The organism is Microcoleus sp. FACHB-SPT15, from assembly GCF_014849525.1.
Classification (GTDB): Bacteria; Cyanobacteriota; Cyanobacteriia; order Cyanobacteriales; family Coleofasciculaceae; genus Symplocastrum; species Symplocastrum torsivum.
The window spans coordinates 24,564-46,770 of sequence record NZ_JACJNU010000010.1; the positions used below are offsets into that span (position 1 = coordinate 24,564).

General features: G+C 45.0%; 26 protein-coding genes and 1 tRNA gene. 16 read left to right on the forward strand and 11 right to left on the reverse strand.

Features of this window, described 5'->3' with window-relative positions; translation table 11 throughout:
• The first annotated feature begins 99 nt into the window (after positions 1 to 99).
• The 5 genes from H6F98_RS32680 to H6F98_RS04330 all read left to right on the forward strand — a co-directional run bounded on the left by H6F98_RS32680 (position 100) and on the right by H6F98_RS04330 (position 2,554).
• A complete protein-coding gene (locus tag H6F98_RS32680; RefSeq protein WP_199348291.1) occupies positions 100 to 480 on the forward strand; it encodes a hypothetical protein in 381 nt (126 codons plus the stop codon).
• A gap of 24 nt (positions 481 to 504) precedes the next feature.
• On the forward strand, positions 505 to 906 hold the full coding sequence (locus tag H6F98_RS04315; RefSeq protein ID WP_199348292.1) for an HNH endonuclease: 402 nt from the start codon (positions 505 to 507) through the stop codon (positions 904 to 906).
• A 104-nt stretch (positions 907 to 1,010) separates the two neighbouring features.
• A complete protein-coding gene (locus H6F98_RS04320) occupies positions 1,011 to 1,256 on the forward strand; it encodes a hypothetical protein (protein ID WP_192217457.1) in 246 nt (81 codons plus the stop codon).
• A 2-nt stretch (positions 1,257 to 1,258) separates the two neighbouring features.
• The gene (locus H6F98_RS04325) at positions 1,259 to 1,606 is read left to right on the forward strand and encodes a type II toxin-antitoxin system PemK/MazF family toxin (protein ID WP_192217458.1); all 348 of its coding nucleotides are present in this window, start codon (positions 1,259 to 1,261) and stop codon (positions 1,604 to 1,606) included.
• Positions 1,607 to 1,954: 348 nt separating this feature from the next.
• Positions 1,955 to 2,554, forward strand: coding sequence for a hypothetical protein (locus tag H6F98_RS04330; RefSeq protein ID WP_192217459.1), 600 nt, complete (start codon positions 1,955 to 1,957; stop codon positions 2,552 to 2,554).
• A 14-nt stretch (positions 2,555 to 2,568) separates the two neighbouring features.
• Here H6F98_RS04330 and H6F98_RS04335 read toward each other — a convergent pair whose 3' ends face one another.
• Positions 2,569 to 3,633 (reverse strand): metal ABC transporter solute-binding protein, Zn/Mn family, encoded by a 1,065-nt coding sequence (locus H6F98_RS04335; protein WP_242058351.1) that lies wholly within the window; start codon positions 3,631 to 3,633, stop codon positions 2,569 to 2,571.
• A gap of 73 nt (positions 3,634 to 3,706) precedes the next feature.
• On the opposite strand from H6F98_RS04335, the gene H6F98_RS04340 reads away from it, so the two are divergent.
• Positions 3,707 to 4,456 carry a metal ABC transporter ATP-binding protein gene (locus H6F98_RS04340; protein ID WP_192217461.1) on the forward strand — a complete coding sequence of 250 codons (750 nt, stop codon included), beginning with the start codon at positions 3,707 to 3,709 and terminating at the stop codon, positions 4,454 to 4,456.
• Between the two features lie 56 nt (positions 4,457 to 4,512).
• Positions 4,513 to 5,403 (forward strand): metal ABC transporter permease, encoded by an 891-nt coding sequence (locus tag H6F98_RS04345; protein WP_192217462.1) that lies wholly within the window; start codon positions 4,513 to 4,515, stop codon positions 5,401 to 5,403.
• A gap of 188 nt (positions 5,404 to 5,591) precedes the next feature.
• Here H6F98_RS04345 and H6F98_RS04350 read toward each other — a convergent pair whose 3' ends face one another.
• The 7 genes from H6F98_RS04350 to H6F98_RS04380 all read right to left on the reverse strand — a co-directional run bounded on the left by H6F98_RS04350 (position 5,592) and on the right by H6F98_RS04380 (position 13,721).
• Entirely contained in the window at positions 5,592 to 6,074 is a 483-nt protein-coding gene (locus tag H6F98_RS04350; protein ID WP_192217463.1) for a hypothetical protein, read from the reverse strand.
• 228 nt (positions 6,075 to 6,302) lie between these two features.
• Positions 6,303 to 7,457, reverse strand: a complete 1,155-nt coding sequence (locus tag H6F98_RS04355) for an alpha-hydroxy acid oxidase (protein ID WP_192217464.1) — start codon at positions 7,455 to 7,457, stop codon at positions 6,303 to 6,305.
• A gap of 118 nt (positions 7,458 to 7,575) precedes the next feature.
• Positions 7,576 to 9,816, reverse strand: coding sequence for a hypothetical protein (locus H6F98_RS04360; protein ID WP_192217465.1), 2,241 nt, complete (start codon positions 9,814 to 9,816; stop codon positions 7,576 to 7,578).
• A gap of 91 nt (positions 9,817 to 9,907) precedes the next feature.
• The gene (locus tag H6F98_RS04365) at positions 9,908 to 10,471 is read right to left on the reverse strand and encodes a hypothetical protein (RefSeq protein WP_192217466.1); all 564 of its coding nucleotides are present in this window, start codon (positions 10,469 to 10,471) and stop codon (positions 9,908 to 9,910) included.
• Positions 10,472 to 10,618: 147 nt separating this feature from the next.
• Positions 10,619 to 11,365: a galactosyltransferase-related protein gene (locus H6F98_RS04370; RefSeq protein WP_192217467.1), complete on the reverse strand. Its 747-nt coding sequence runs from the start codon at positions 11,363 to 11,365 to the stop codon at positions 10,619 to 10,621.
• Positions 11,366 to 11,395: 30 nt separating this feature from the next.
• The gene (locus H6F98_RS04375) at positions 11,396 to 12,253 is read right to left on the reverse strand and encodes a glycosyltransferase (RefSeq protein ID WP_192217468.1); all 858 of its coding nucleotides are present in this window, start codon (positions 12,251 to 12,253) and stop codon (positions 11,396 to 11,398) included.
• A 70-nt stretch (positions 12,254 to 12,323) separates the two neighbouring features.
• The gene (locus tag H6F98_RS04380) at positions 12,324 to 13,721 is read right to left on the reverse strand and encodes a glycosyltransferase (RefSeq protein ID WP_192217469.1); all 1,398 of its coding nucleotides are present in this window, start codon (positions 13,719 to 13,721) and stop codon (positions 12,324 to 12,326) included.
• A gap of 403 nt (positions 13,722 to 14,124) precedes the next feature.
• On the opposite strand from H6F98_RS04380, the gene H6F98_RS04385 reads away from it, so the two are divergent.
• The 3 genes from H6F98_RS04385 to yqeK all read left to right on the forward strand — a co-directional run bounded on the left by H6F98_RS04385 (position 14,125) and on the right by yqeK (position 16,392).
• Complete coding sequence (locus H6F98_RS04385) at positions 14,125 to 14,322, forward strand: hypothetical protein (protein ID WP_192217470.1); 198 nt, start codon at positions 14,125 to 14,127, stop codon at positions 14,320 to 14,322.
• Positions 14,310 to 15,539: a glycosyltransferase family 4 protein gene (locus tag H6F98_RS04390; RefSeq protein WP_192217471.1), complete on the forward strand. Its 1,230-nt coding sequence runs from the start codon at positions 14,310 to 14,312 to the stop codon at positions 15,537 to 15,539. The genes H6F98_RS04385 and H6F98_RS04390 overlap by 13 nt, the downstream gene beginning before the upstream one ends.
• A 238-nt stretch (positions 15,540 to 15,777) precedes the next feature.
• Complete coding sequence (gene yqeK / locus H6F98_RS04395) at positions 15,778 to 16,392, forward strand: bis(5'-nucleosyl)-tetraphosphatase (symmetrical) YqeK (RefSeq protein WP_192217481.1); 615 nt, start codon at positions 15,778 to 15,780, stop codon at positions 16,390 to 16,392.
• Here yqeK and H6F98_RS04400 read toward each other — a convergent pair.
• Positions 16,389 to 16,571: a hypothetical protein gene (locus H6F98_RS04400; protein WP_192217472.1), complete on the reverse strand. Its 183-nt coding sequence runs from the start codon at positions 16,569 to 16,571 to the stop codon at positions 16,389 to 16,391. The two genes, yqeK and H6F98_RS04400, sit on opposite strands and share 4 nt — an antisense overlap.
• A 33-nt stretch (positions 16,572 to 16,604) precedes the next feature.
• On the opposite strand from H6F98_RS04400, the gene rsfS reads away from it, so the two are divergent.
• The 4 genes from rsfS (at position 16,605) to H6F98_RS04420 (ending at position 18,746) form a co-directional block, all read left to right on the forward strand.
• Positions 16,605 to 17,009, forward strand: coding sequence for a ribosome silencing factor (gene rsfS, locus H6F98_RS04405; RefSeq protein WP_396810554.1), 405 nt, complete (start codon positions 16,605 to 16,607; stop codon positions 17,007 to 17,009).
• Positions 17,010 to 17,013: 4 nt separating this feature from the next.
• A complete protein-coding gene (locus H6F98_RS04410; protein ID WP_192217474.1) occupies positions 17,014 to 17,514 on the forward strand; it encodes a CGLD27 family protein in 501 nt (166 codons plus the stop codon).
• Positions 17,515 to 17,596: 82 nt separating this feature from the next.
• Complete coding sequence (locus H6F98_RS04415; RefSeq protein ID WP_192217482.1) at positions 17,597 to 18,553, forward strand: asparaginase; 957 nt, start codon at positions 17,597 to 17,599, stop codon at positions 18,551 to 18,553.
• A 116-nt stretch (positions 18,554 to 18,669) separates the two neighbouring features.
• Positions 18,670 to 18,746: transfer RNA gene (locus H6F98_RS04420), tRNA-Met, on the forward strand.
• Positions 18,747 to 18,839: 93 nt separating this feature from the next.
• Here the strand turns inward: H6F98_RS04420 and H6F98_RS04425 are convergent.
• Together H6F98_RS04425 and H6F98_RS04430 are read right to left on the reverse strand one after the other, a co-directional pair.
• On the reverse strand, positions 18,840 to 19,076 hold the full coding sequence (locus tag H6F98_RS04425; RefSeq protein ID WP_192217475.1) for a hypothetical protein: 237 nt from the start codon (positions 19,074 to 19,076) through the stop codon (positions 18,840 to 18,842).
• Between the two features lie 179 nt (positions 19,077 to 19,255).
• The gene (locus H6F98_RS04430) at positions 19,256 to 19,984 is read right to left on the reverse strand and encodes a Uma2 family endonuclease (protein WP_192217476.1); all 729 of its coding nucleotides are present in this window, start codon (positions 19,982 to 19,984) and stop codon (positions 19,256 to 19,258) included.
• Positions 19,985 to 20,198: 214 nt separating this feature from the next.
• Between H6F98_RS04430 and H6F98_RS04435 the strand changes: the two genes are divergently transcribed.
• Together H6F98_RS04435 and H6F98_RS04440 are read left to right on the forward strand one after the other, a co-directional pair.
• Positions 20,199 to 20,825 carry a type I restriction endonuclease gene (locus H6F98_RS04435; protein WP_192217477.1) on the forward strand — a complete coding sequence of 209 codons (627 nt, stop codon included), beginning with the start codon at positions 20,199 to 20,201 and terminating at the stop codon, positions 20,823 to 20,825.
• 156 nt (positions 20,826 to 20,981) lie between these two features.
• On the forward strand, positions 20,982 to 21,827 hold the full coding sequence (locus H6F98_RS04440; protein ID WP_192217478.1) for a hypothetical protein: 846 nt from the start codon (positions 20,982 to 20,984) through the stop codon (positions 21,825 to 21,827).
• Positions 21,828 to 22,207 lie beyond the last annotated feature (380 nt).

Here is a 22,207-nt window from a genome sequence, read left to right on the forward strand (position 1 = left end):
AAAGTGCGATCGCCTGTCCTTGAGCAGTGATAGGCTAGACCTTATATCCTACTGAACTAGTAGAATTTTTTGTCATGACCTCTCCTATCCTGAGCCAGTATGACAACCATTGAAATTGTTTCAGAAGACAGAACAGAGCAAACAATATATCGAGCTATTTGTGGTGAGCAAGAAGCTACAGGTGCAACACCAGGTCAAGCACTCGATAGGATTGAGCAGGAATTGACAGCACGGGGAGGTGAACAGAGCGGCTGTACAGTGGTGATTGTGCAGCGATTTCTTCCCGATGACTTGTTTCCAGCACAGCAACAAGCACGGTTACGGGAACTGATGGAGCGGTTGCATGAGGCTGTTGCTATTGGAGAGGCACTTGCTCCTCAAGTTCAGCAAGAATTGGAAGAGTTGGTAGAGGCTGAGTTGAAGGCTACGATCGAGCGTTCTGCTAGAATTCTCAAGCAAACTCAACGGGAGGAAAAGTAGCCCCACTGATTTTGTTTCAATATCGTGAACCCTAATCATCCCTTCGTTGCAAAACGGGCAAGATATCAGTGTGAATACTGCCACGCACCAGAAGTTATATCTAACATTGCTTTCGAGGTGGATCACATTATTCCTCTTTCTAAAAACGGCTTAGATGTGGAACAAAACTGGGCGCTTGCCTGCCGTGTTTGCAATCTTCGCAAATTGGATCGTGTAGATGGTTTTGACCCAGTTAGTCAGCAGCAAGTACGCTTGTTTAATCCTCGCATAGATATCTGGAAGGAGCATTTTGCCGCCCCAACAGAAGAACCTTTCCTACTAGAAGGCAGAACACCTATTGGTCGGGCTACTGTGGAACGGCTGGAGATGAACTCCCCATTGCAACTTAGAGCCAGAGAGATATGGATAGCATTGGGAATATTTTAAGATTGTGCGATCGCATTTCTAGCCGTGTGCAAAGTGCGATCGCCTCTCCTTTGAACAGTGATAGGCTAGACCTTAGACCCTACTGAACAGTAGAATCTTGCGCCATGACCTCTCCAAGCTTGAGTCAGATTGAACAATTCATCAGCCTCTTATCTTATGAAGAGCAATTGTGGTTAGTTGAGCGAATTATTCATAACTTGCGACTTACTCGCTCCAATGACAATCTCAGCACTCAACCCCAGACTTTTGAACAGGAACTGTCTCTAATGGCAAACGATCCAGCTATTCAGGAGGAACTCAAGGCAATTGAGCAGGAATTTGCAATTACTGAAATGGATGGCTTGACTTAATTGTGAACATTCAGCGGGGTGAAATTTACTTTGTCAACCTCAATCCAGTCCAGGGTAGAGAACAAGCAGGTCAACGTCCTGTCCTTGTTCTTTCAATTGATGAAATTAACCGCCTGCCTTTAGTAGTAATAGTTGTTGTGGGAACTAAAGGGGAAAATATTCAACGCGATTATCCAACCAACGTGCGGGTTTCTCCGGCAGAAAGTGGTTTGCCAATTGAAACAGTTTTCTTATGTTTTCAAATTCGCTCTCTCGATCCAAGACGTTTTCCAGAACAATCCGCAGGTAGGCTTTCTGAACAAGCTATGTCACAGATTGAGACGGTAACTCGCTATTGCTTGGGATTGTGAATAGGGTGAGGGGGAGATACGCTCCCTTTCTGCCAACCTATCCAAAAAAGCGATCGCATGATAGCAATTCCCTCCTAAAGATTTGTCAATAAAACTTGACCCTATTGCAGAAATCACTCAATCTGCTAAGGTAATCATAATCAAAATAAAAACCTAAAAATCTTAGCGCCACTCAAAAGCTGTTGACACCAGCTAAGAGCGGCTAACCCCCCAACTGAGTAAGCAGTCTGGAGGCTAGAAGAAATGGTAACACTCCTCTAGCCACCCCGACTTTCTATGCGAATAAAGCGGGGTGGCTAATATTTTGGGTTTCTACACCTCAACCCAAAACAGGAGCAATCTACCTTCATGTCCCAGAACTTAATCACCGCCGGGTTCATCGACCCCGGACAATTACCCATCGACCAAGTGCGGCAGCAAGTTGCAACCTTCCTCAAAGTTTCCCTCAACCAAATCGATCGCATAGAGTGCTGGCAGCACCAAATCTGGGTGAAACTCGTTGAATCCCGTGCCAAATTCATCAGTTATCGCAGCTTGCCTCTCTGGATTGAACAGGGAATTGCTGTTATCAAACGCTGCACATCCCGCCCCAGCCTCGACCAATTAGGCGAAATCTTACGCAGTGAACGAGATTGGTACGATGAGCATGACAAGCCTCAAGCCGTGCAACCTTGGAGGGACGCTTGGGCGCAACAAGCTCAACACTTGCGGGAAGAAGAAGAACGCACTCTTCCCATTCGCGCCCATCAACAAGCCGGAAGCGAGTGGTACTCGGCTTGGCAACAAGTGTTGTACTGTTGCCGAGATTTTACTGGACTAGAGCGCTTAGCCCCGGAAATTCGACAGCAAAGCCAGGAATTTGCTGACTTACCAGAGGTGATGCAAGCAATGCAACAACTGTGGAACCAGCGCTGGCAGGAACTAAAAGATGCGATCGCTTCTGCTTAATTATTCTGTCCCATCTATTTTGCCTGAAATGGTGTGAACTTTCCTCCCAATCCTTCCACAATGGTTTGGGTATTGGCAATCAGCATCTTCTCGTAAGTATCACCCTCTGAACCCTTTTCTCCAATTCCATCGGCATACAATTTTCGCTCTGAAACCTTAACATTTGCTTCTTTAGCTACCGACTCAATCAGCTTCGGATTAACTGTAGTTTCAGCAAAAATTGTGGGTACGTTCGTACTTTTAATCTCTCCCACCAGTTCTTTCAACCGTCCTGCTGTTGCTCTTTCATCTGTGCTAATACCCTGTAAAGCACCTTCAACGGGAATACCATAAGCGGCAGAATAATAGCCCATTGCATCATGGGTTGTGACTAACGTGCGTTGATTTACTGGAATTGTACTGATTTGCGATTTAATCCAGCTATCTAGCTGTGCTAGTTCACGGGTCATTTTTTCGGTGTTGCTGGTGTATCGGGCGGCATTATTAGGGGATAACTTTTCCAGGTTGTCGCTAATTGTCTCAGCGATGCGGATACCATTTTTGGCATTATTCCAAACATGGGGGTCAGTTTCACCATGAGCGTGACCTGCTTCTGCTTTTTCCTCACCTTCATGTTCATGAGCTTGACCTGCTTCTGCTTTTTCCTCAACCTCATGATCATGCTCTTCACCAGCAAGGGGTTCAGGAACAGCAATTTCACTGACGGCGACTTTGGAGGCAGAATTTTTGCTTGACTCGATAATCTTGATCAACCCCGGTTCAAAACCATAGCCATTGTAGAGAATGAGTTGTGCTTGTTCGATCGCTTTGCGATCGCTTGGCTTTGGTTCATACACATGGGGGTCTGTCCCTGCCGGAATCAAACAGGTAAGATCAATCGTGTCTTGGGCAATTTCTTGGGTAATGTCGCAAAGGACACTACTAGTTGCGACAACTTTTGGCTTTTCGCTATTTGCTGAGGACGGTGATGTCGCTGTTGTGTCAGACGCTGAATTAGTTGTCTGCTGACGGACACTACAGCTTGTTATCCCTAGTGCCAGTAGCAAGAAAGCTGTGCTTCCTAAGCTGCGAGTTTTCATGACGATGCTTTTTAACATGACCAGTCTTTGAGCCAATATAATAGAACGATAATTATTCTCATATTGCTCGTTAATGTTAGAAGTTCAAGACTTAGCTGTCAACTACCGGGGGGTTCGCGCTTTAGGGAATGTCAGCTTCTACTTACAACCAGGACAGTTAGTTGGTGTGATTGGTCCCAATGGTGCTGGTAAAAGCACAATGATTAAAGCGATGTTGGGATTAGTGCCTACAGCAAGTGGTGTCGTGAAGTTTTGCGGACAGGTACTCAAACAACAGCTTCGTTGCTGTGCTTATGTGCCACAGCGATCGCAAATTGACTGGGATTATCCGACAACCGTTTGGAGTGTGGTGATGATGGCGCGTAGCAAACACACCGGATGGTTTCGTTCCCCCACTCATCAATCTAAAGAAATTGTTGCCACCGCACTTCAACGGGTAGGAATGTGGGAACTGCGGCATCGTCAGATTGGCGAACTTTCAGGTGGACAGCAGCAACGGGTTTTTTTGGCACGAGCGCTAGCACAGCAAGCCTCTTTATTCTTATTTGATGAACCCCTTGCAGGTATTGATAAAAAGACTGAAGCGATTATTTTTCAGATATTTGCTGAACTAAAGGCAGAGGGGAAAACTTTATTAGTTAGTTCTCATGAGTGGGGGAAGGAATTGTCTCACTATGATCGCTTGCTGTTGTTAAACCAATATTTAGTTGCTAATGGTTCTCCTCAAGAGGTGATGACATTAGACAATATTCAACAGGCTTATGGTGCTGGTTTACAGTCACAACTTTTGAATGAGTCAGCAGAGACAATGTATGTTTGTTAAGGCTTGGTGATTATTTGAAGCTAAAACAGGCATAAAAACCAAAATCTACAATTGATATGTTGAATTGGTTAATAGAACCGCTGGGCTACGAGTTCATCCGAAATGCGATCGCAGTTGGTATTCTCACGGGAATTCTTTGCCCGGTGGTGGGTACCTATCTGATTGTTCAGCGCATGGCTTTACTGGGAGATGTGATAGCCCATGCGGTTTTACCGGGACTTGCGATCGCGTTTTTCTGGGGCGTTAATATCTTACTCGGAGCTTTTATCTCCGGTGTCTTGAGTACATTTGTCATTGCCTGGATTCGCTCTCAATCCCGCGTCAAAGTTGATGCAGCAATGGCGCTAACCTTCTCTAGCTTCTTTTCTTTAGGTATTGTTCTGATTACCTTATTAAAAAGTAAACTAGACCTAGATAGTTTTCTATTTGGTGATATCTTGGGCGTGACAATCAATGATGTTCAACGCACAGCTATCATTACTGTAATTATTTTACTTTTGGTTAAACTCTTCTATAAAGAATTACTATTTTTTACCTTTGATAAACTGGGTGCTAGAGCGCTTGGGTATCCGATTAATGCCCTTCACTACGGTTTAATGGCGGGCATCACGCTCACGATTGTTGTGAGTATGCAAACTGTAGGTGTTGTGCTAGTTATTTCCCTACTCGTTGGGCCTGGGATTACAGCATATCTCTTGGTGAAAGAACTACACCAAGTCATGATAGTGGGAGCAATTTTAGGAATTATTGCTAGTATCAGCGGGGTTTACAGCAGCTACTACTTGAATATCCCCTCTGGCCCAGCGATCGTATTAGTAACCTTCAGTTTATTTTTACTTGCGCTTTTATTCAGCCCTTCACAAGGGATTTTGACACGTCCAGAAATTGCCAATCGTACAACTGCAATTTTGCGATCGCTGAAATCTCAAAAACATGGTGATAAGTAAACGGCAAACTGAAGGCGAGATTCCCGTCTTCTCAAAGAAGACGGGAATCTGAACCACTGATAGCTGAGGGCTTTGGAGCTATATAGCAGTAGCCACTTAGGTTAGGACCTTAACGGGAGCTTGCGTTCCTTCGCTAGAGCCTAATTGACTGAAAGCTGACCGCTGAAAGCTGACTGCTGATTGCTATATCAAGCATTTGCTGAGAGGAAAGGAATACTCTGGGCGAGTGGGTCTTTAACCGTAATCTTTTGTTTCATTGCCCAATATTCACTCAAAAAATGAATTTGTCTAAATCCAACAATTAAATTTAGTCCTGGTACAAAAATCCACCAAACAACAAGCGGTGCTTTCAAACCTTCTTGGCGATAAAGTTCATTCACCGTTTTATACAACCTGAATTGAACAATATAAATCCAAGCAACACCTAGCAAAGAAAACCAACCAAACCATCCGGGAACATCCGGGTCAAATATCCATAAAGCTTGGGGAACCACTACACCTAAGATAAAAGGAAGTAAGCATAGCGTACCTGACCAACCATAGCCATTGTAACGACGTAATTCCTCTTGGATTATCCACTTGTACCAACCGTAATAAAGCATCAAGCTGGCACCTGAGAAGAGAATGACTTGCCATAGAGGGCGCGGTTTACCTAAAACTTTGTCAGACATGTTCCTATGGATAGGTTTTTGGGATTATTAATATTTCTTAATATATTAGAAGAAAATCTCTAGCGCTACTGCCCTTCTGTTAATCCCGCAGTTCTAAACCCGATTTAGAGCTATTAAATTCAATCAGCCTTGAGACAGATTGACTTCGTTAGCACGGTCGCTGGGGCTGCTGCTAAACCCTTGGGTGACTATGACAAAGAGTCCTTTGCCTCCTCTGCCCAATTTCAGCTACCAACCAAACTTTGGAGGCAATACCAAACTCGAATCAATATCATCAACACACGCACAGCCACTCAATGCCATAGCAATGTCTAGTTCATCGCGTAGCAGTTGAAGAACATGGCGTACTCCGGCTTCTCCCCCAACAGCAAGTCCCCACAACACAGGACGACCTAATAAAACGGCTTTTGCGCCCAAGGCTAAAGCCTTAAGAACATCCGTACCCCGACGAATGCCACCATCGACTAGGACTTCAGCTTGCTCAGAGACAGCAGCAACAACTTCACTTAAAGCCTCAATTGATGCGATCGCACCATCAAGTTGTCTCCCCCCATGATTAGATACAATCACAGCATTCGCTCCATGTTCCACAGCTTTTAGAGCATCATCTCCTCGCAAAATCCCTTTGACAACTACAGGCAAGGGCGATAGAGAACACAACCAATCTAAATCAGCCCAAGTCAGCGCAGGATTAATTTGTTCAGTAAAGTAGGCAAATAAGCCAGATTCCCCAAAACGTTCAGGAATTTTTAAGTCTTTGAGGGTTGTTAGATTTGCTAAGGACATTCCTGTTGGTAGCGTAAACTGATTACGCTTATCTTTCTCTCGATGTCCTATAACTGGAGAATCGACGGTTAGACAAATTGCTTGATAACCAGCAGCTTGGGCACGTTCTACCAAAGCTTGAGTTAATCCGCGATCGCGATGTACATAGAGTTGAAACCAGAAGTTATTGGATGCTAACTCCTCTTGTTGCTCAATTACTTCCTGATTTTCTCGCCGCCACTGGTTCGCACCATCAGCAACGTCTTCTAAACTTTTTGTTGCCAGTGTACTCACTACCATACTGGTTCCCAAACCACTAGCAGCTCTGGCTGTCGCAACTTCTCCATTTGGATGAGCTAAACACTGAAACGCCATTGGGGCAATGAGAATAGGCATCGATAAGGTTTGCCCCAGAACCGTTGTGCGAGTTGAGCGATTGAGGACATCCATCAACATCCTGGGACGAAGCTTGATGCGATCGTAAGCTTCCCGATTATCCCGTAGGGTGACTTCATCCCAAGCACCACCAGCATAGTAGTCAAGCGCCATCTGAGTGAGGTGTTCAGTGGCTGTTGTTTCGTATTCAAATAAATTAAGGAGTGGAATCTGAGCGTTCATCTGGAGAAAAACTGAGTTCTATCAGTTTACCGCTGCCGATGCACAGTGACAGTTCTACCTGATAAGCGATCGCACATTCAACTCGACTATTTTTTGCAACTGCACTAGTAACGTAGATTCAGATAATTCCTGAAGCAACAAGGTCGTAAATCACTGATTGCTTGTCGTTAACCTTCAATGCTAAACGTTCAAATGCAGAGGTACGAGACGATGGTATTGCTGAGGCAACCAAGCATTGATAAGCTAATTCGTACTCTTGGCGCATCTGTAACGGCTTAACTAGCGATCGCATAATTGGTGCCCACGGAATTGGATCGACCTCATCACTCGGTAGTCCCTGACTTAATATCCCTGCATTCGCTCCCAGAATATCGAGCCACTGATGCGGGTGAAGTTCTTCCCCCCTAACTAACTTGTCGTAGCCTTTCTCCAGGTAAACTCGTGCCTGTTCTTCATGCGATCGCGCCGCGTCAGCCAATGCGGATAATCTTAAATCGTGATGCTGTCCACCGCTAATCATGTCTTGCCGCCATGTTAGCCAAGCTGCCAAAAAATCATCATCCTTGGGTGCTTCTGGTATGGGGGATGATGCGATCGCTTGTCCATGAATCAACTCACCCCAATGAGCAAGAAGCCAAGTCCCAAAGCGTGGTGCAAAGAAGTTTAAATCGCCAATCAATATAGATAGGATCGGTTTTAGCGATCGCACGATAGTTTTTGAGCCAGATGCATTTGCCCGTCGTAGCGCTGGCTCAAACGCATACAGCAGATTATGGACGTTAAAGGTATCAAGACATTGTAAATGTCTTGATAAAGGGCACTCAGCCCAGATTGCTGTTGCAACGTGCGTCTCTAGAAAAAGTGTGGGAACGAGTAAGTCAACAATTGCAGTACCATCATACTGACCAATTTGTGCCACAGCACGCTTCAATCTCTCGGCAGCACGATGATAAATTGATACCACCTCTGGCTCATCAGCCAGGAAGTTACAAGCAAACAGCAATACCCGCGCTGTCATCCGTTCTACCTGTGGCTCTTTACAAGGTGGACTATCGAGAATGTCAGTTACCATTGCCTGGGTTGTAGGCGGTAACCCAGAACCAACAATCACTCCTGGCTCGACCAGTTTCTTCAGTAATTGAGCCGCCTTAAAAGCAGCACCTTTTGGTAATCGTGGCTCATTCAACCATTTCGCCCATGATTCCTTGGTAATGCAGCGAATCCAGAAGGCATCCTTACAAAGAGGCTCAGGCGCAGTATTCATCTCCTGAGCATCATCCAAAAAGATTTCAGCCCGGACTTCTCCAAACGTAGCGTCCATCCAATTAACCAGAGGTTCTAAGGATTGAGGTGTGAAATCCACAGAGTCTTCTGGCTGTATCCAAACATCAATCTGTGTCCCTTCCCGACGCACTATCTGGTAATTCAGAATGCCCTCAAGGGCTGGCATGGAAATTTCACCTGGACGCTTTAAACCCTCAATTGTGCGAACATTATCCTCAATGCGTCCCAAAACCTTGGCTGTAAAACCAGGACGACCACAGGAACAGGGTTCTGTGTTTAACTCTACAAGGTCGCCGCATTTGTAGCGTACAACTGGCATCACGAGGTTGAAAAGGTCGGTTGTAACTAGTTGCCCATCGATGACTTCATACAGACAGCGCTCCCCATCGAGATGTAGGTGTCCGGCTTCTGGACAAGTCAGCCCGAAAATCCCTGTCTCCTGACACCCGTACTCGTTAATAACTGGAGCCTGAAAAACTTTTTCCAGCAAGGCTTGCTGATATTCAAAGAGGCATTCTCCGGTACAAATGACAGCAATGACGGATGGTGTACTCTTACTGTTAAACCGTGTCGCAACTTCACACAATCGACTAGGATAACCACGAATTACAACCGGACGCTCTGTTATTAGGCTGTTCAGTGTATGAATAAAATCTTCGTTTGGTTCACCTGCGATCGCAACATCAATTGCTCGTACAGGCTGCATCCGACTGGCAACATTAATAATTGGAGTATTATCATCAATGCCCCACCATTCAAGCGCTCGATGACGTGAGCTAATCCTCAGCTCGTTCCACTTTGTACCCGCAAAATAAATAAAAGATTGCCCCCGACTGCCACTCGTAGCACCGCGATAAACAATATCGTCAACGTCTGCGAGAAACAAACCCGGACTCTCACGAACCGTTTCTTTATCAATTGGGCGGAGGTTCAAAAATGCCTGCTGCCAGTCGGGTGAAAGTTGAAGGCAATCCTCACTATGAATCAAACCTGCTTCAAGAAAGCGATCGCGGTTGCCTAGTGTTGTCGCTGCTGCTTCTAACACCCGCTTCAGACGGTTGAGCGTTTCATCCATTGCGCTTGCTCTGATTTGTAACTCAAAGTCCCCCAGAATTGGGGTATTTAGGGGACAAAAAGCTTCATCCTGAAATGAAAAATGCGATCGCTTATTTCTTAGGAATCCTGCTAGCTATCCTCTCGCCCATTTGCACCCAATCCTCATTCACCAGAACCTGCTTGGTTCCAGATAACGCCTTGAGATTGCTACGCATCATCGACACTGGCTTTTCACAAAACGACCCAAGCTGTCTTAAGAAAGCTGTTGAAACCCAACCGCTTCGGAGCGTTGGAGCGGAAATGAAAGAGGGGTAACGATAGTAGGTGCCATAGTCAAGATAAGTCCATCTGCCAGTTGGGTCTTTCCTACCTGGGACAACAGCCCAACCATTCGGTACCGCGCCGATGATTCTGCCATTAGGGCTAGAGCGGATATTGAGGGAAGCACCCTGTTGAGTTGTCACCCTAGCATAAGGTGATTTACGGACTCCAGGGGGGCAACTCTGAGCCAGTAAGGTTTCACTAGGATTGAGAAATGGTGTTGAGCTTTGGGTTTCGGGTTGTGTTGTATCTGCCGTTACTGTAGCCGCCGAGGCAGTCTTAACTCCAAGCAAAGATAAGAACGTCAATGTAATAAAGGCGATCGCACTTTTCCAGTTACTTACCTTTTTCACTCTTGTGTACCTCTGTGTTTCATACGTTATCTCTAAATCTCTAATTGCAGGGTAATAATGCCCAATCTATGGCGCTAAACCCGAAATCCGTATCTGTATTTATACTTACCGTTTCTCAATAGAGCCTTTTCCTCTGCTCTCTCTATCTCACATAAGTTTTCGTCGAGCTTGCATTTTTTCGTAATAATGCTTCCTGTTTTGCTCTACAAGCGGGGCTTCTGTCCATTGTTGGTTAGGTTCGTGAGGCAAATGTAAATACACAAGTTCTGGACACCTGCACAAGAATCGCCCACCGTCAAGATACCGCTCAATGATGTCTTGATCTTCCCCACCCCAACCAACAAAGGCTTCGTCCCAACCACCGATTTCGACAAGACGAGACTGATTAAAGAACGGCACAACGCCAAAGCGTTCTTGTCGAACAAGCTGTTTCCAAAGTGCTGTTGGCATATCTTCTGGAGCAATTGATGCCTGTTCAATTTCAGTGGCTAAGTCATCAACATCAACACTTACAGAACTTGACATGACACGATATCCAGTTACTAGAAAATGCGGTGAGAATTCTGCCATTTTGAGATGTCGCAGTAAGGTGTTTTCTATAGGAATTAGATCAACATCAAATGGTGCGACAAATTGACCTCTTGATAGTGCTAAGCCTAGATTTAGAGCTTTTGTTTTGTGAAAGGTTCCACTGTTAAGCAAATGAGCATATTGGATATTTGTGGTATCCTCAATCTTTTTCTCAATCCAATGCGATCGCTCTTTGTCAGCTTCAACAATCACAAGTTCGCACGTATCCAATAACCCATGCACAGATTGCTTTTTCCACCAGGCAAGCTGTGTTCTCAAATGGCTCTCACGTCCACGATAGGCAACAATTAAGGATAACTTCATCTCTTTGTATAAGCACAGGTACGCTAGCTTTTACGCCATCTCATAGCCTAGAGACTCTGGAAGCTGAACGCGGATTACATAAGGCTTCGGTTCAATCACGGCTTCCATCTGCAAATCTCCCATAAGGACTCCCTCAGCCAAAGACCGCATTGAGGTAATGATGTTACTGTTCCGAGTTTGAATCGGTTCGACATTGCCATGATGTCTATTACGGGCTGTGTCTTCGTGTGTGAGGTGCAGCACCTTACCAGTGGCACTGATTTGGATACCGAAAAGGCTTGCCCGAATCAGCAAATCTTGGTCTTCCCATCCCCATCCTGTAAAAATTTCCTTGTATCCACCTAGGGCAAGTAGTGTCAGCCTTCGGGCACAGATCAGTCCACAACCCGGTCGATAATTTCCTGCTTGATCAGACCCCGGTACAACGGAAACCCAGGCAACATCATGATCGAGGTGCAAGTTGTAGGTATAGCGATCGCGCTTCAGGGCAACTGAGTGGGCAACAGATTCCTCTACGTCCCTTACATAGCAAATTGTCTGGGTATCGGACAAGACATGGTTCAATAGAGCATCCAAGCTAGCTTCATTCCAGAGGATATCAGCGTCTGAAATCAGCAGACAGTCACTCGTTGCCTGAGCGATCCCCTGATTAATCAGCCTCGATTTATTAAATCCTGGAGCAGGCAAGCGTATAACCTGGACATTATCCTGCCGTTCTAGTTCGTGGAGAGATTCAACACATTGGGCTTCAGTTGAACCGCCGTCGCATACAATAACCCTGGCTACCTTATCGATGGATTGGGTCAGTGACTGAACACATGGCATCACCTGGGCCCTATCTTTGACAGGAATAATTACCTCCAACTTTGATGCGTTAGCTTCACCCATATTTATAGACCAGTACTTTAAGCGCTAATTACTAAAATCTCAGTAAAGCTTCTCGATTCTAGCTGTACTCTTACAGGAAGCTATCTGTGGCCCAAGATAACTGAGGCCCTGTGATATGCGAAAGTACGATAGGTTCTGCTTTTACCAAAGGCTCAAGGCAGGGTTGCTGTCCTTCACGGCAGACAGTGTAGTTCGTCAAGGCTCGGTTTTTCAACGTCTTGAGAAGCTCAATGCGGACGGCTGAATCTAATCCAGTGTCAGGGGCAGTTGTTAGCGAACCTGCCCGCTTCCTACGGAAATAGCAGTAGTCGGGAATATTAACAATTCTTGCTACTAATGCAGCACGCAACAAAAACTCGGTATCCCCGCCAAAGCGTAAACCTGTCGCAAATCCGCCGAGGCGCTGTACCAAGTCCCGTGCAACTAAACTACTTGGGTGAAGTAGAGGATGTCCCGGTTTTTCGGCTAACGCAGCATTGACATCAAGGGGATAGCATACGGGATTGAGCTTAGATTCTTCTTCAAAAACTCGTAATTCCTGTGTGCCAACCAACTCAGCGCCACTCACCTCAGCCGCGTGCAATAGCTTGTAAAGGCGATCGCTTGTTGACCAGTCGTCAGCATCTTGAAATAGATAGGCCTCGTAGTTGGTATCATCAATGACTTGCTGGATTAGTCTATACGGTCCAACTTGATGAGGTGCTGTTAAAAGCGTGACACGGGGGAATTCCTCAACAATAGTCACAGGTGGCTTACCAGAACCATCATCAATTACGACAATTCCTTCCGGGGGTCGTGTCTGAGTCACTAACGAGCAAAGGCACCGATGCAGCCACATTTCACACTGATAATGAGGCACAAGAGCGAGAACTTTGGCATTGGCTGTTAACGGTACAGGTAAACCACTTTTTCGCTTGGGCAACTCTGACTCACTCCCAGATATTGCACCCCACCGGAACGGGATGTTACTTCTTTCTAGGGCTGGAGCTACCTCTAACACTGTCCACTTGTCTAGTTCGTTAAGTTGTGGCAAGACAGACTGGACAAGACTACGCGATGCAATCCAAGCAACAGCATCAACAGGCATTTCTTTTGCCGTTTGCTTAGGTAAATCAGCGTCTGGTAGCCAAGGGGTTAGGAAATTGAACTCAACTGAGGCAATATCCGGTAGCCGTAAGCTTGGGGTGACTCCACGAGGGATGTAACCAATGAAGTCAGTTTGTAAAGTTTTGATGAATTCTGAAAGATTGACTCTCGTCGCTACTCTTTGTAGAGAAGCATTCGAGTAAAGTTTTCCAGATATTGTGAAATCATATTTAGGCACTTCTTGCTGATCAGAAATGACTAACAGTCGAGCAATGTCAATCTGTCCAGCTTCGTGTAAAGTTTCAAGGCGCTCAAGCGTCCTCTGTTCATCGACTGTCTCATCAAGGATAAGTCCAATTGTCAATTTTGTTGGGACTGCCATGGTATTTTGGAAGGCATTTGAGTCGAAGCATTTGATTATTGAACCAATTTAGGGGGTAAGAGCGATTACACTGACCAAAATTTTGAGTTACCATCTAGCTTTTTGTTCTTACTCCCGAACGAGGCGATGGCGAAGCGATTGGATTGAGCTTACAAGCTGGCTTTACCCCCTACCTCATTTTCCCCCTCGTCTCTAGCTAGTGAAAGAGGTCTTGCTGGGTAATCTAAAGGAGAGGGGAAGTCTACTGCTTAGCATGAGCAAGTATCATAAACGTGCATGACGGCAATAGTCTTGAATAAATTGATGAGGAACACACTCTTGGATGAGATCACAGAGATTCAAAGTCGCTCCGTTGCGTTGATGTTTTTCTACTGAAGAATACCGGGAGGAGAGCAACTTATGAATGATTTCTCACAACTTGATGTTTAAACCCATCACTCTATTTTTCTCTCTTCCAGGAATTTTAGGAAGGCGATCGCCTTTAAAGTCTGCAAGGAAAATTCAAACACGATTGGCAGACATGAGGCTAGCCTGGATAAACAATCCCAGTAACTCAGCAAGTATCTACCCAGATGGCAACCTCAAGTTATGCACATTCTGATTTATTCCTATAATTACCATCCTGAACCCATTGGGATTGCTCCCCTAGTTACAGAACTGGCAGAAGGTTTGGTCAAAAAAGGACACACAGTTCGCGTTGTTACTGGTATGCCTAACTACCCGCAACGTCGGATTTATGAAGGATATCGAGGGAAGTTGTACCTTACCGAACTCACTAACGGGGTTGCTATTCAACGGAGTTATGTTTGGGTTCGCCCTAAGCCAAGTTTACTGGATCGATTATTACTAGAAACTAGCTTCGTTGTTACAAGCTTTGTCCATGCGCTCAGGGGTAAGCGTCCAGATGTCATTTTTACCACTGCACCACCCTTGCCAGTTGCCGTTCCTGCTGCCCTGTTGGGATGGATACACCGCACTCCTATTGTTCTCAATCTCCAAGACATCTTGCCAGATGCCGCTGTTCACGTTGGCTTACTAAAAAACCCAAAGCTGATTCGCATCTTTGAAGCGTTGGAAAAGTTTGCATATCGGACAGCGACCAAGACAACTGTCATTGCAGACGACTTTGTTGACCACTTGCTCAAGAAGGATGTACCCGCTCAAAAAATTGTGCAAATTCCCAACTGGGTTGATGTCAATTTCATTCGACCGTTACCGAAAGAAAATAACGGTTTCCGTGCTGCTCATCAGCTTACTGATAAATTCGTTGCGCTTTACTCCGGCAACATTGCGCTAACCCAAGGACTAGAAACTGTTATTGAAGCAGCGACTCGCTTGCTTGATGTTCCTGATATTGCCATTGTGATTGTTGGTGAAGAACACGCTTTACAGCGATTGCGAAATTACTGTGAAACCTGTGGCGCGACCAACGTTACCTTACTGCCGCTACAACCTCGCGAAACACTTCCGGAAATGCTGGCAGCAGCGGATGTGGGATTGGTGGTTCAAAAGCAAAATGTGCTTTGCTTTAATATGCCTTCTAAGATTCAAGTCTTGCTAGCCAGTGGCCGAGCGCTTGTTGCTTCAGTTCCTGCGACTGGCACAGCGGCCAGAGCCATTCAACAAAGTAGCGGTGGAATTGTTGTTCCGCCTGAAGACCCAGATGCCCTAGCTGCAAAAATTCTGGAGCTGTATCACAATCCTGACAAGGTGAAAGTGCTGGGTGAGAAGGGTAGACAGTATGCCCTTGAGAACTATACCTTTGAGCAAGCTCTCAACCAGTATGAAGAACTCTTTGCCGCCATTCAAAAGCCATAAGCTAAAATAAAGACAGTGAGCATGGTTTCATTTTGTCGGTGCAAAACGTGTTACCACCAGATAACAAGGAGAAAGCACCATGTGTACTGCAAGTAGCACCCTTGCTTGAGAGTAGGTGAGGAATGAGTGACGTTGTTTGCCGTCAGGCAGCACGTTAATCTAAGGATTCCAAAAGAATCTGTGATGCTGCAAGCAGATGACAGAGTTGTGACGTTGCCATTAGGAGTCTTTTAATGTGATGCGTGATCAGGTCTTAACCTGGTTAGCAGATAACGTTCCTGCTTCTCGGCTTCAACATATTTTGGGTGTTGAGCAAATGTCTATTGAACTCGCTCATCATCACTGTCTTAATGTTGAGAAGGCAGCTCAAGCTGGATTGATGCACGACTTGGCTAAGTATTTTAGCAAGAGTGTGTTACTAGAGATGGCAAGGAACAATTGCCTGGAAATAGACCCAGTATGTGAAGCCAATCCTCATTTGTTGCACGCCGATGTCAGCGCGATTGTCGCTAAAGACAGATTTGGTGTGCAGGATGAAGAGGTACTGCAAGCGATCGCACTTCACACATTGGGGTGTCCCGGTATGAGTAACTTATCGTGCGTTGTATTTATTGCTGATACTCTGGAGCTTGGTCGTGGTAATACACCGGAGTTGGAAGAATTACGAAGAATTAGTCGCCAAGACCTTTACAAAGCACTCTGGCTAACCTGCGACTATTCTTTAAAATTCCTTCTTAATAGCCGCTGTTTGATTCATCCCCGCACGATCTTGACTCGAAATTGGGCATTGGCAATGTCGTCAAGCCAAAAAACGCAATCAAAAGACCATCCAGCAGACACCGTAACAGCTTAAATCGTGTGGTGAAGCTTGAAGTCATAAACCGAATAGTAACGCGATCGCTTTGGGATCAGCTTGGATTGCTTGTACAGCAGCAGCACAACTGTTGCACTGAAACTATGAGATTCGAGGTAGTGCGATCGCTGTAGCCTTTGAGTTCGTTGTTGATAAATGTTTGTCTTGTGCGTGAACAAGGAAATTCAGATTTAATGAGAGAACAATTAAAAATGCCTTCTACTTTAGTCGCAACGGGTGCCCAAAAACAAGATTTGAGTCGAGAGCTAGCCATAACTATTGCTCAGGCAGCAGATGATCGCAAGGCAGAGGATATTGTTATCCTCAAGGTGTCAGAAGTGTCTTATCTGGCAGATTACTTTGTGATTGTCACAGGTTTTTCTAAAGCGCAGGTAAGAGCAATCTCACAGTCAATTGAACAGAAAGTAGAAGATGTCTGGCAGCGGCTACCTCTGAGGGCAGAAGGACAAGCTGAAGGAAGCTGGTTACTTCAGGACTATGGTGAAGTGATTGTCCACATCTTGCTGCCTCAAGAGCGGGAGTTTTATAATCTGGAAGCGTTCTGGGGACACGCCGAACAAATCGAATTCCAGGTTTCCCAACCGCTAAGTGACTAAAAATATGATGGAATCTCCTGCTGCTGTCTGTCCGGTTCCAACTGAGCAACAACCGATTAATGAGTATCAGGCACTAAGGGACTCTTGGTTCTTTAGCTGGGTAACTCTAGACTTACGAGTTTATATGACAAAGCTCGCTTGGGTATGGGGCTGGAGTTGGCTTATCGCCGGACCGTTGGCAGCAGCGAGTTTTGCACCAAAGAAGTACATATTGCAGTTTATGCTTAGTGGTGCAGCTGGAGCCGGAGTGTTTGTCGCGTTGATCATACTGCGGCTCTATTTAGGGTGGTCGTATGTACGCGATCGCCTTTTACGCGAGACAATATTTTATGAAGAGTCAGGCTGGTATGACGGTCAAACCTGGACAAAGCCACCAGAAGTTCTGACACGCGATCGCCTAATTGTCTCTTATCAAGTTCAGCCGATCTTACAACGTCTCAAACGGACGTTCTCAATCCTTGTTCTATTTGTCTTCGGTGGTAGCCTAATTTGGAATTTCTTATAAACTCAATCGAGTCAGTTAAGGCAAAGTTTATGCTGCTGACATGGCAATTATTGTGTCCCCTTCTCGTGTTAGAGTCTTACGCATGACAAGGGGAAATCGTTTTCAAGCACCAGTTATAGAAGTTCGCCTCCTGCGGGAAGGGCTTGTTGAATCGACACATCGCGTCCAAGCTGTCGTCAGTGACGTTCGAGGACGGGTTCTTTCTGTTGCAGGTAATTCAGAAACAGCGACATTTGTTCGCTCGTCTCTTAAACCGTTTCAGGCGCTAGCAATTACAACGACTGGCACCCTGGAACGGTACAGCCTGAACGACCGTGATTTGGCAATTATCTGTAGTTCTCATCACGGGACAATTGAACAAGCACGACAGGTTTTTAATATCCTTTGGCGCTGTGATGTCGATTCATCAGCACTACAATGTCCAACGCCAGAAGGGAAGCAAAGTCCCTTACAACACAACTGCTCTGGTAAACACGCCGGGATGCTAGCTGTCTGCCAGCAACGGCAGTGGCCACTGAATAATTATTTGCAGTACAACCATCCTGTCCAAAAGCTAGTTTTGACCCAAGTGGCTGAGTTGATGAAGATGCCGGGAGAAGAGTTTATTCGTGCTCGTGATGACTGCGGCGCACCAACTTATCTCATGCAACTCCGTCAAATGGCATCCTTGTACGCCCAACTAGCTTCTGGTGACAATTTGGCAATGGAGCGGATTGTTCGCGCTATGACCCATCACCCAGACATGATAGCCGGAGAAGGTGCATTTGATACTACGCTCATGCGGTTGTCTGAAGGTGAACTTGTGAGTAAAGCTGGAGCAGAAGGAGTTCAGTGCATTGGTCGTGTTGGGGAAGGCTTAGGTCTAGCCATTAAGGTGATGGATGGTGCACATCGAGCAAAATACGCTGTTGCTATTCATCTACTCAAGCAGTTGGGCTGGATTAGCCCTACAGTATCAGAAACGTTGTCAGAAACGTTTATGAAACTGAGCAGTTTCAAGCGGTTAGAGGTGGTGGGCGAACTCTCCATGCTGTATTAAGGACGTTATCAAGCACGGCGCAAACCAGACAGGCTAATCTTTTCGCCCTTTCTCCTGCCAATCTCTAATTTTTAGTTGTCACATTTTCAAATTAAGAGTTATACTAGAAAAAGCGACGCGGGATAGAGCAGCCTGGTAGCTCGTCGGGCTCATAACCCGAAGGTCGGTGGTTCAAATCCGCCTCCCGCCACCAAATAAAAAGAAGCCCTGTAAGTGTTAAAGCTTGTGGGGCTTTCTTTTTGGGTTGTGTTGCTGTAAGTTTCTTTGACAAAGTTGATGAGCAGTTCTAGCTTTTGTAGTAGCGATAACCTACAGATAGAGCAGTAGCGATCGCAATTCCCGGTAAGGTAATAAAGGCAGCTAACGAAGAGCGTAACCAGTTTGCTTGTTCGTAGAGTTCCTGATAGGAATCAGAGTTTCTTCGTGAACAAGGTTGAGCAGAACTCGCTGAACTCAACAAAACACCACTAGCGATCGTAGTGGTAGATAAGAGAGCGGCTAAAGCCAATTTCCGTTTGATCATTGTTGACTGCTCCAACTTGTTTGAATTTAGGTACAACCTATGCGCTAAGCCTAGAGAGCATGACACAGAGCAGCTATCAAGCATAAGTTTCATCAATTCTAATCGAAACTGCTAAATTCGGTGAATGTCTCTCCTTTTGGGGTCAAGGGAGGATTAGCTTCTATAGAGGCAAATGTTCCTCACAACTGCGGCTCAATTCCTGCGGCTCGTAACTGTGCTATCAACGCTTCAGCACGTTGTCGTTCCTGTTCAGCACGTTGCCGTTCCTGTTCAACTGATTCTATTCCCCACGGCAACATTTGCCCATTTTCATCCCACCAACGCAACCAGTAACCCGTTCGGTTGGTCTTAGTTCCCTGCCATACACCAAGAAATAGATTTAGTGCCTCAATTTTATAGTGATTTTCCGCATTAGGCTGTTGCAGGTCATAACGCCCAGAATTATTGAGCTGATAAACTTCTAGCACTCCTTGTTTTGGCTCAAAAATCGCGTATTGCGGTACTTGCAACACTTGCTCGTAAAAAAACCACTTACCGGGTGGATAAGTCGGTTTAATAGAATATTCGCTTCCCTCTGTCTCCGAGAGAAACTCCATCACGATTCCCGGAATTTCTCCTTGTAGCTGTGGCGTATAACTACGACGAACTTCGTCTCGTACAACCCCAATTTGAGGCACGTACATCCAATCAGGCGCTTTAACAACGATTTTGCCGTCTAATGTGGCACAGACACCATAGTTAGTGCTGACTAACACATCTTCTTGCAACCGCCCTGCTTGTTCCAGACTGTCATTCAATGCGGCTGCTAATGCAGGCTGATCTATATTGTCCACTGGGTCATCGGGTAAGAGAAAATCATCAGGTAGCTTCTCCCAAGTGATTTTATAACTGGCTGTAGCGATTGACATAGCGCATCTTCTCCCTATTTATGAGCCTTAAGGGAATTGTAGATAAATTAAGAGAGCGATCGCTTTTATTCGGTGCGTCCTCTGTAGGCTAAATAAATGAGCGCTCACCATGACTGAGAGAGGTTGTAACATCATTAATCACTGATGGGCGTGGCTGGTAATCTTCTAGAAATTTATGAGTCAGCGCTCACTTCCATGACTAAACTACAAGCCCATGACTCAAACCATTCAAGCTTCAGTTATCCAAATAGATGAACTAGAATCAAGATTTGGTTTACAAGAAGTTTTAGACGACCAGTTTTTTCGGGAGTGGCAAGATGGTTTGCCAGAAATTGGTGATTGGGAAAAAGAATCATTAGATCGCCTGAAATCTGGTTATCTGAATTTACTTAAAAAACCTCCCTTACTGGAAAACGCTGTCAGAATGGCAGTGCTACATCCACTGCTATTTATTTCTGGCTTTTATTTATCTCCCTTTCATGTCAAAGCTGAGAAATCTGTGACTATTGCTCTAGAAGATGAAGATAGTTTGATTATCGAGGGAAGGATTGATGTTCTAGTTTTGAAGGAGCAGTTCTGGCTAGTGGTGATTGAGTCTAAACGGGCTGGAATTTCCCTAGAAGAAGGGATAGCTCAACTTCTGGCTTATATGCTAGGAACTCCTAACCCTAAAAAACCTATCTTTGGGATGCTAACCAATGGTAGTCATTTCCTGTTTGCCAAATTAGTTAAGGGGGAGACACCACAGTACGCCTTATCTGATGAATTTGTGCTTCGTAGACGCGAGAATGAGTTGTATCGGGTTTTAAGTGTATTGAAACGCCTTGCACAGTTAATCTAGTTGATCCCACCCATCTAACTAAACAGAGTGAGATTAAGTATTTACCCGGAACCAGAGCGTTCTTGTCAAATGCTAGGATATCTGACGGTTACCTAGATCTTCTAGATTTAGACCGTTGTATTAGCATTCCTCTTAGCAGCAAAGGAATATCGATTAATGAAAACCTGTACTCAGCCAGGATGTGATCAACTAGTTTCAAAACCAGAACACCAATTGTGCTTAGAACACTGGAAAGCAAATAAGCCAAAACCTGCCACATCCACAAATCAACCACCGCCTCTCCCACAGCAAACCTCTCAATCATTGCCTTCTAAAGCAAAGGTAGCATCATCTCTACCTGAATCCTCAGCTTCTCCTAAACTGGTGAAAGCTACTGAAATAAGCAAGAAACTTGGAATACACATCAACAAGGTCAATCCTATCCTAGCTGAATTAGGCTGGCTGACTAAAGATCAAAATGGATGGATTCCTACTTCACAAGGTGTTGCCCTTGGTGCAGTTCAGCAAACGTTTTCCCAAGACAACAAAAAATATGTTTCTTGGTCAGAATCCATACTTACAAACAACATTCTTATCGAAACAATCGCCAGGTTTAAAGGTAGCGACAGTACTCAACAGAATTTATCAGAAAAGAGCGATGAAGCAGATTTTCGTAAACGGTTTCCCGCTGACTATCGCACAACTGATGGACATCTTGTACGCTCTAAAGCAGAAATGTTGATTGATAATCAGCTATATTACATGGGCATCGTTCATTCTTATGAACGTAAACTACCAATCCAAGAAAAAATGTATTGTGACTTTTATCTTCCTGTGGGTAATGTATATATTGAATACTGGGGATATGAAGATTCTCCAGATTATGCTGCACGGAAGAGGGTTAAGCAGGAATTGTATCGGAAGTACAATTTTAACTTAATTGAGTTATCGGATAAACACATCAATAACCTAGATGATCATCTGCCTGCACTATTATTGAAGTTTGGTATAGCTGTGAGCTAAGCAAGTAGTATTGCAGCAAGAAATAGAGCGATCGCATCCAATATAGATTTCGATATAAGTCTAACAACATCCGGCGGTTGCGGGTCAGCTACTTCAGCATCTCACGACTTTCATTTTGAGAGAGTGTTGTATTCATATAGTCAGGGTTTCAGTAAATTAACCTGTTTCATGCGGAAAATCTTAGATTAATCTTACTAACGTTTGCCATTCATAAAACAAAAGAGCGATCGCACATCAGATCGCCCTTACAAATTGCCTATTACCTATTAGACCTATCCTTAATAGAAAAGCTGTGGGATGATGAAAGAATAATTAAGAATTCCGTGCATCTAGTAATGACAAGTCCTTTGGAAAGAATCGAATCACATCCTCAAGAAGCA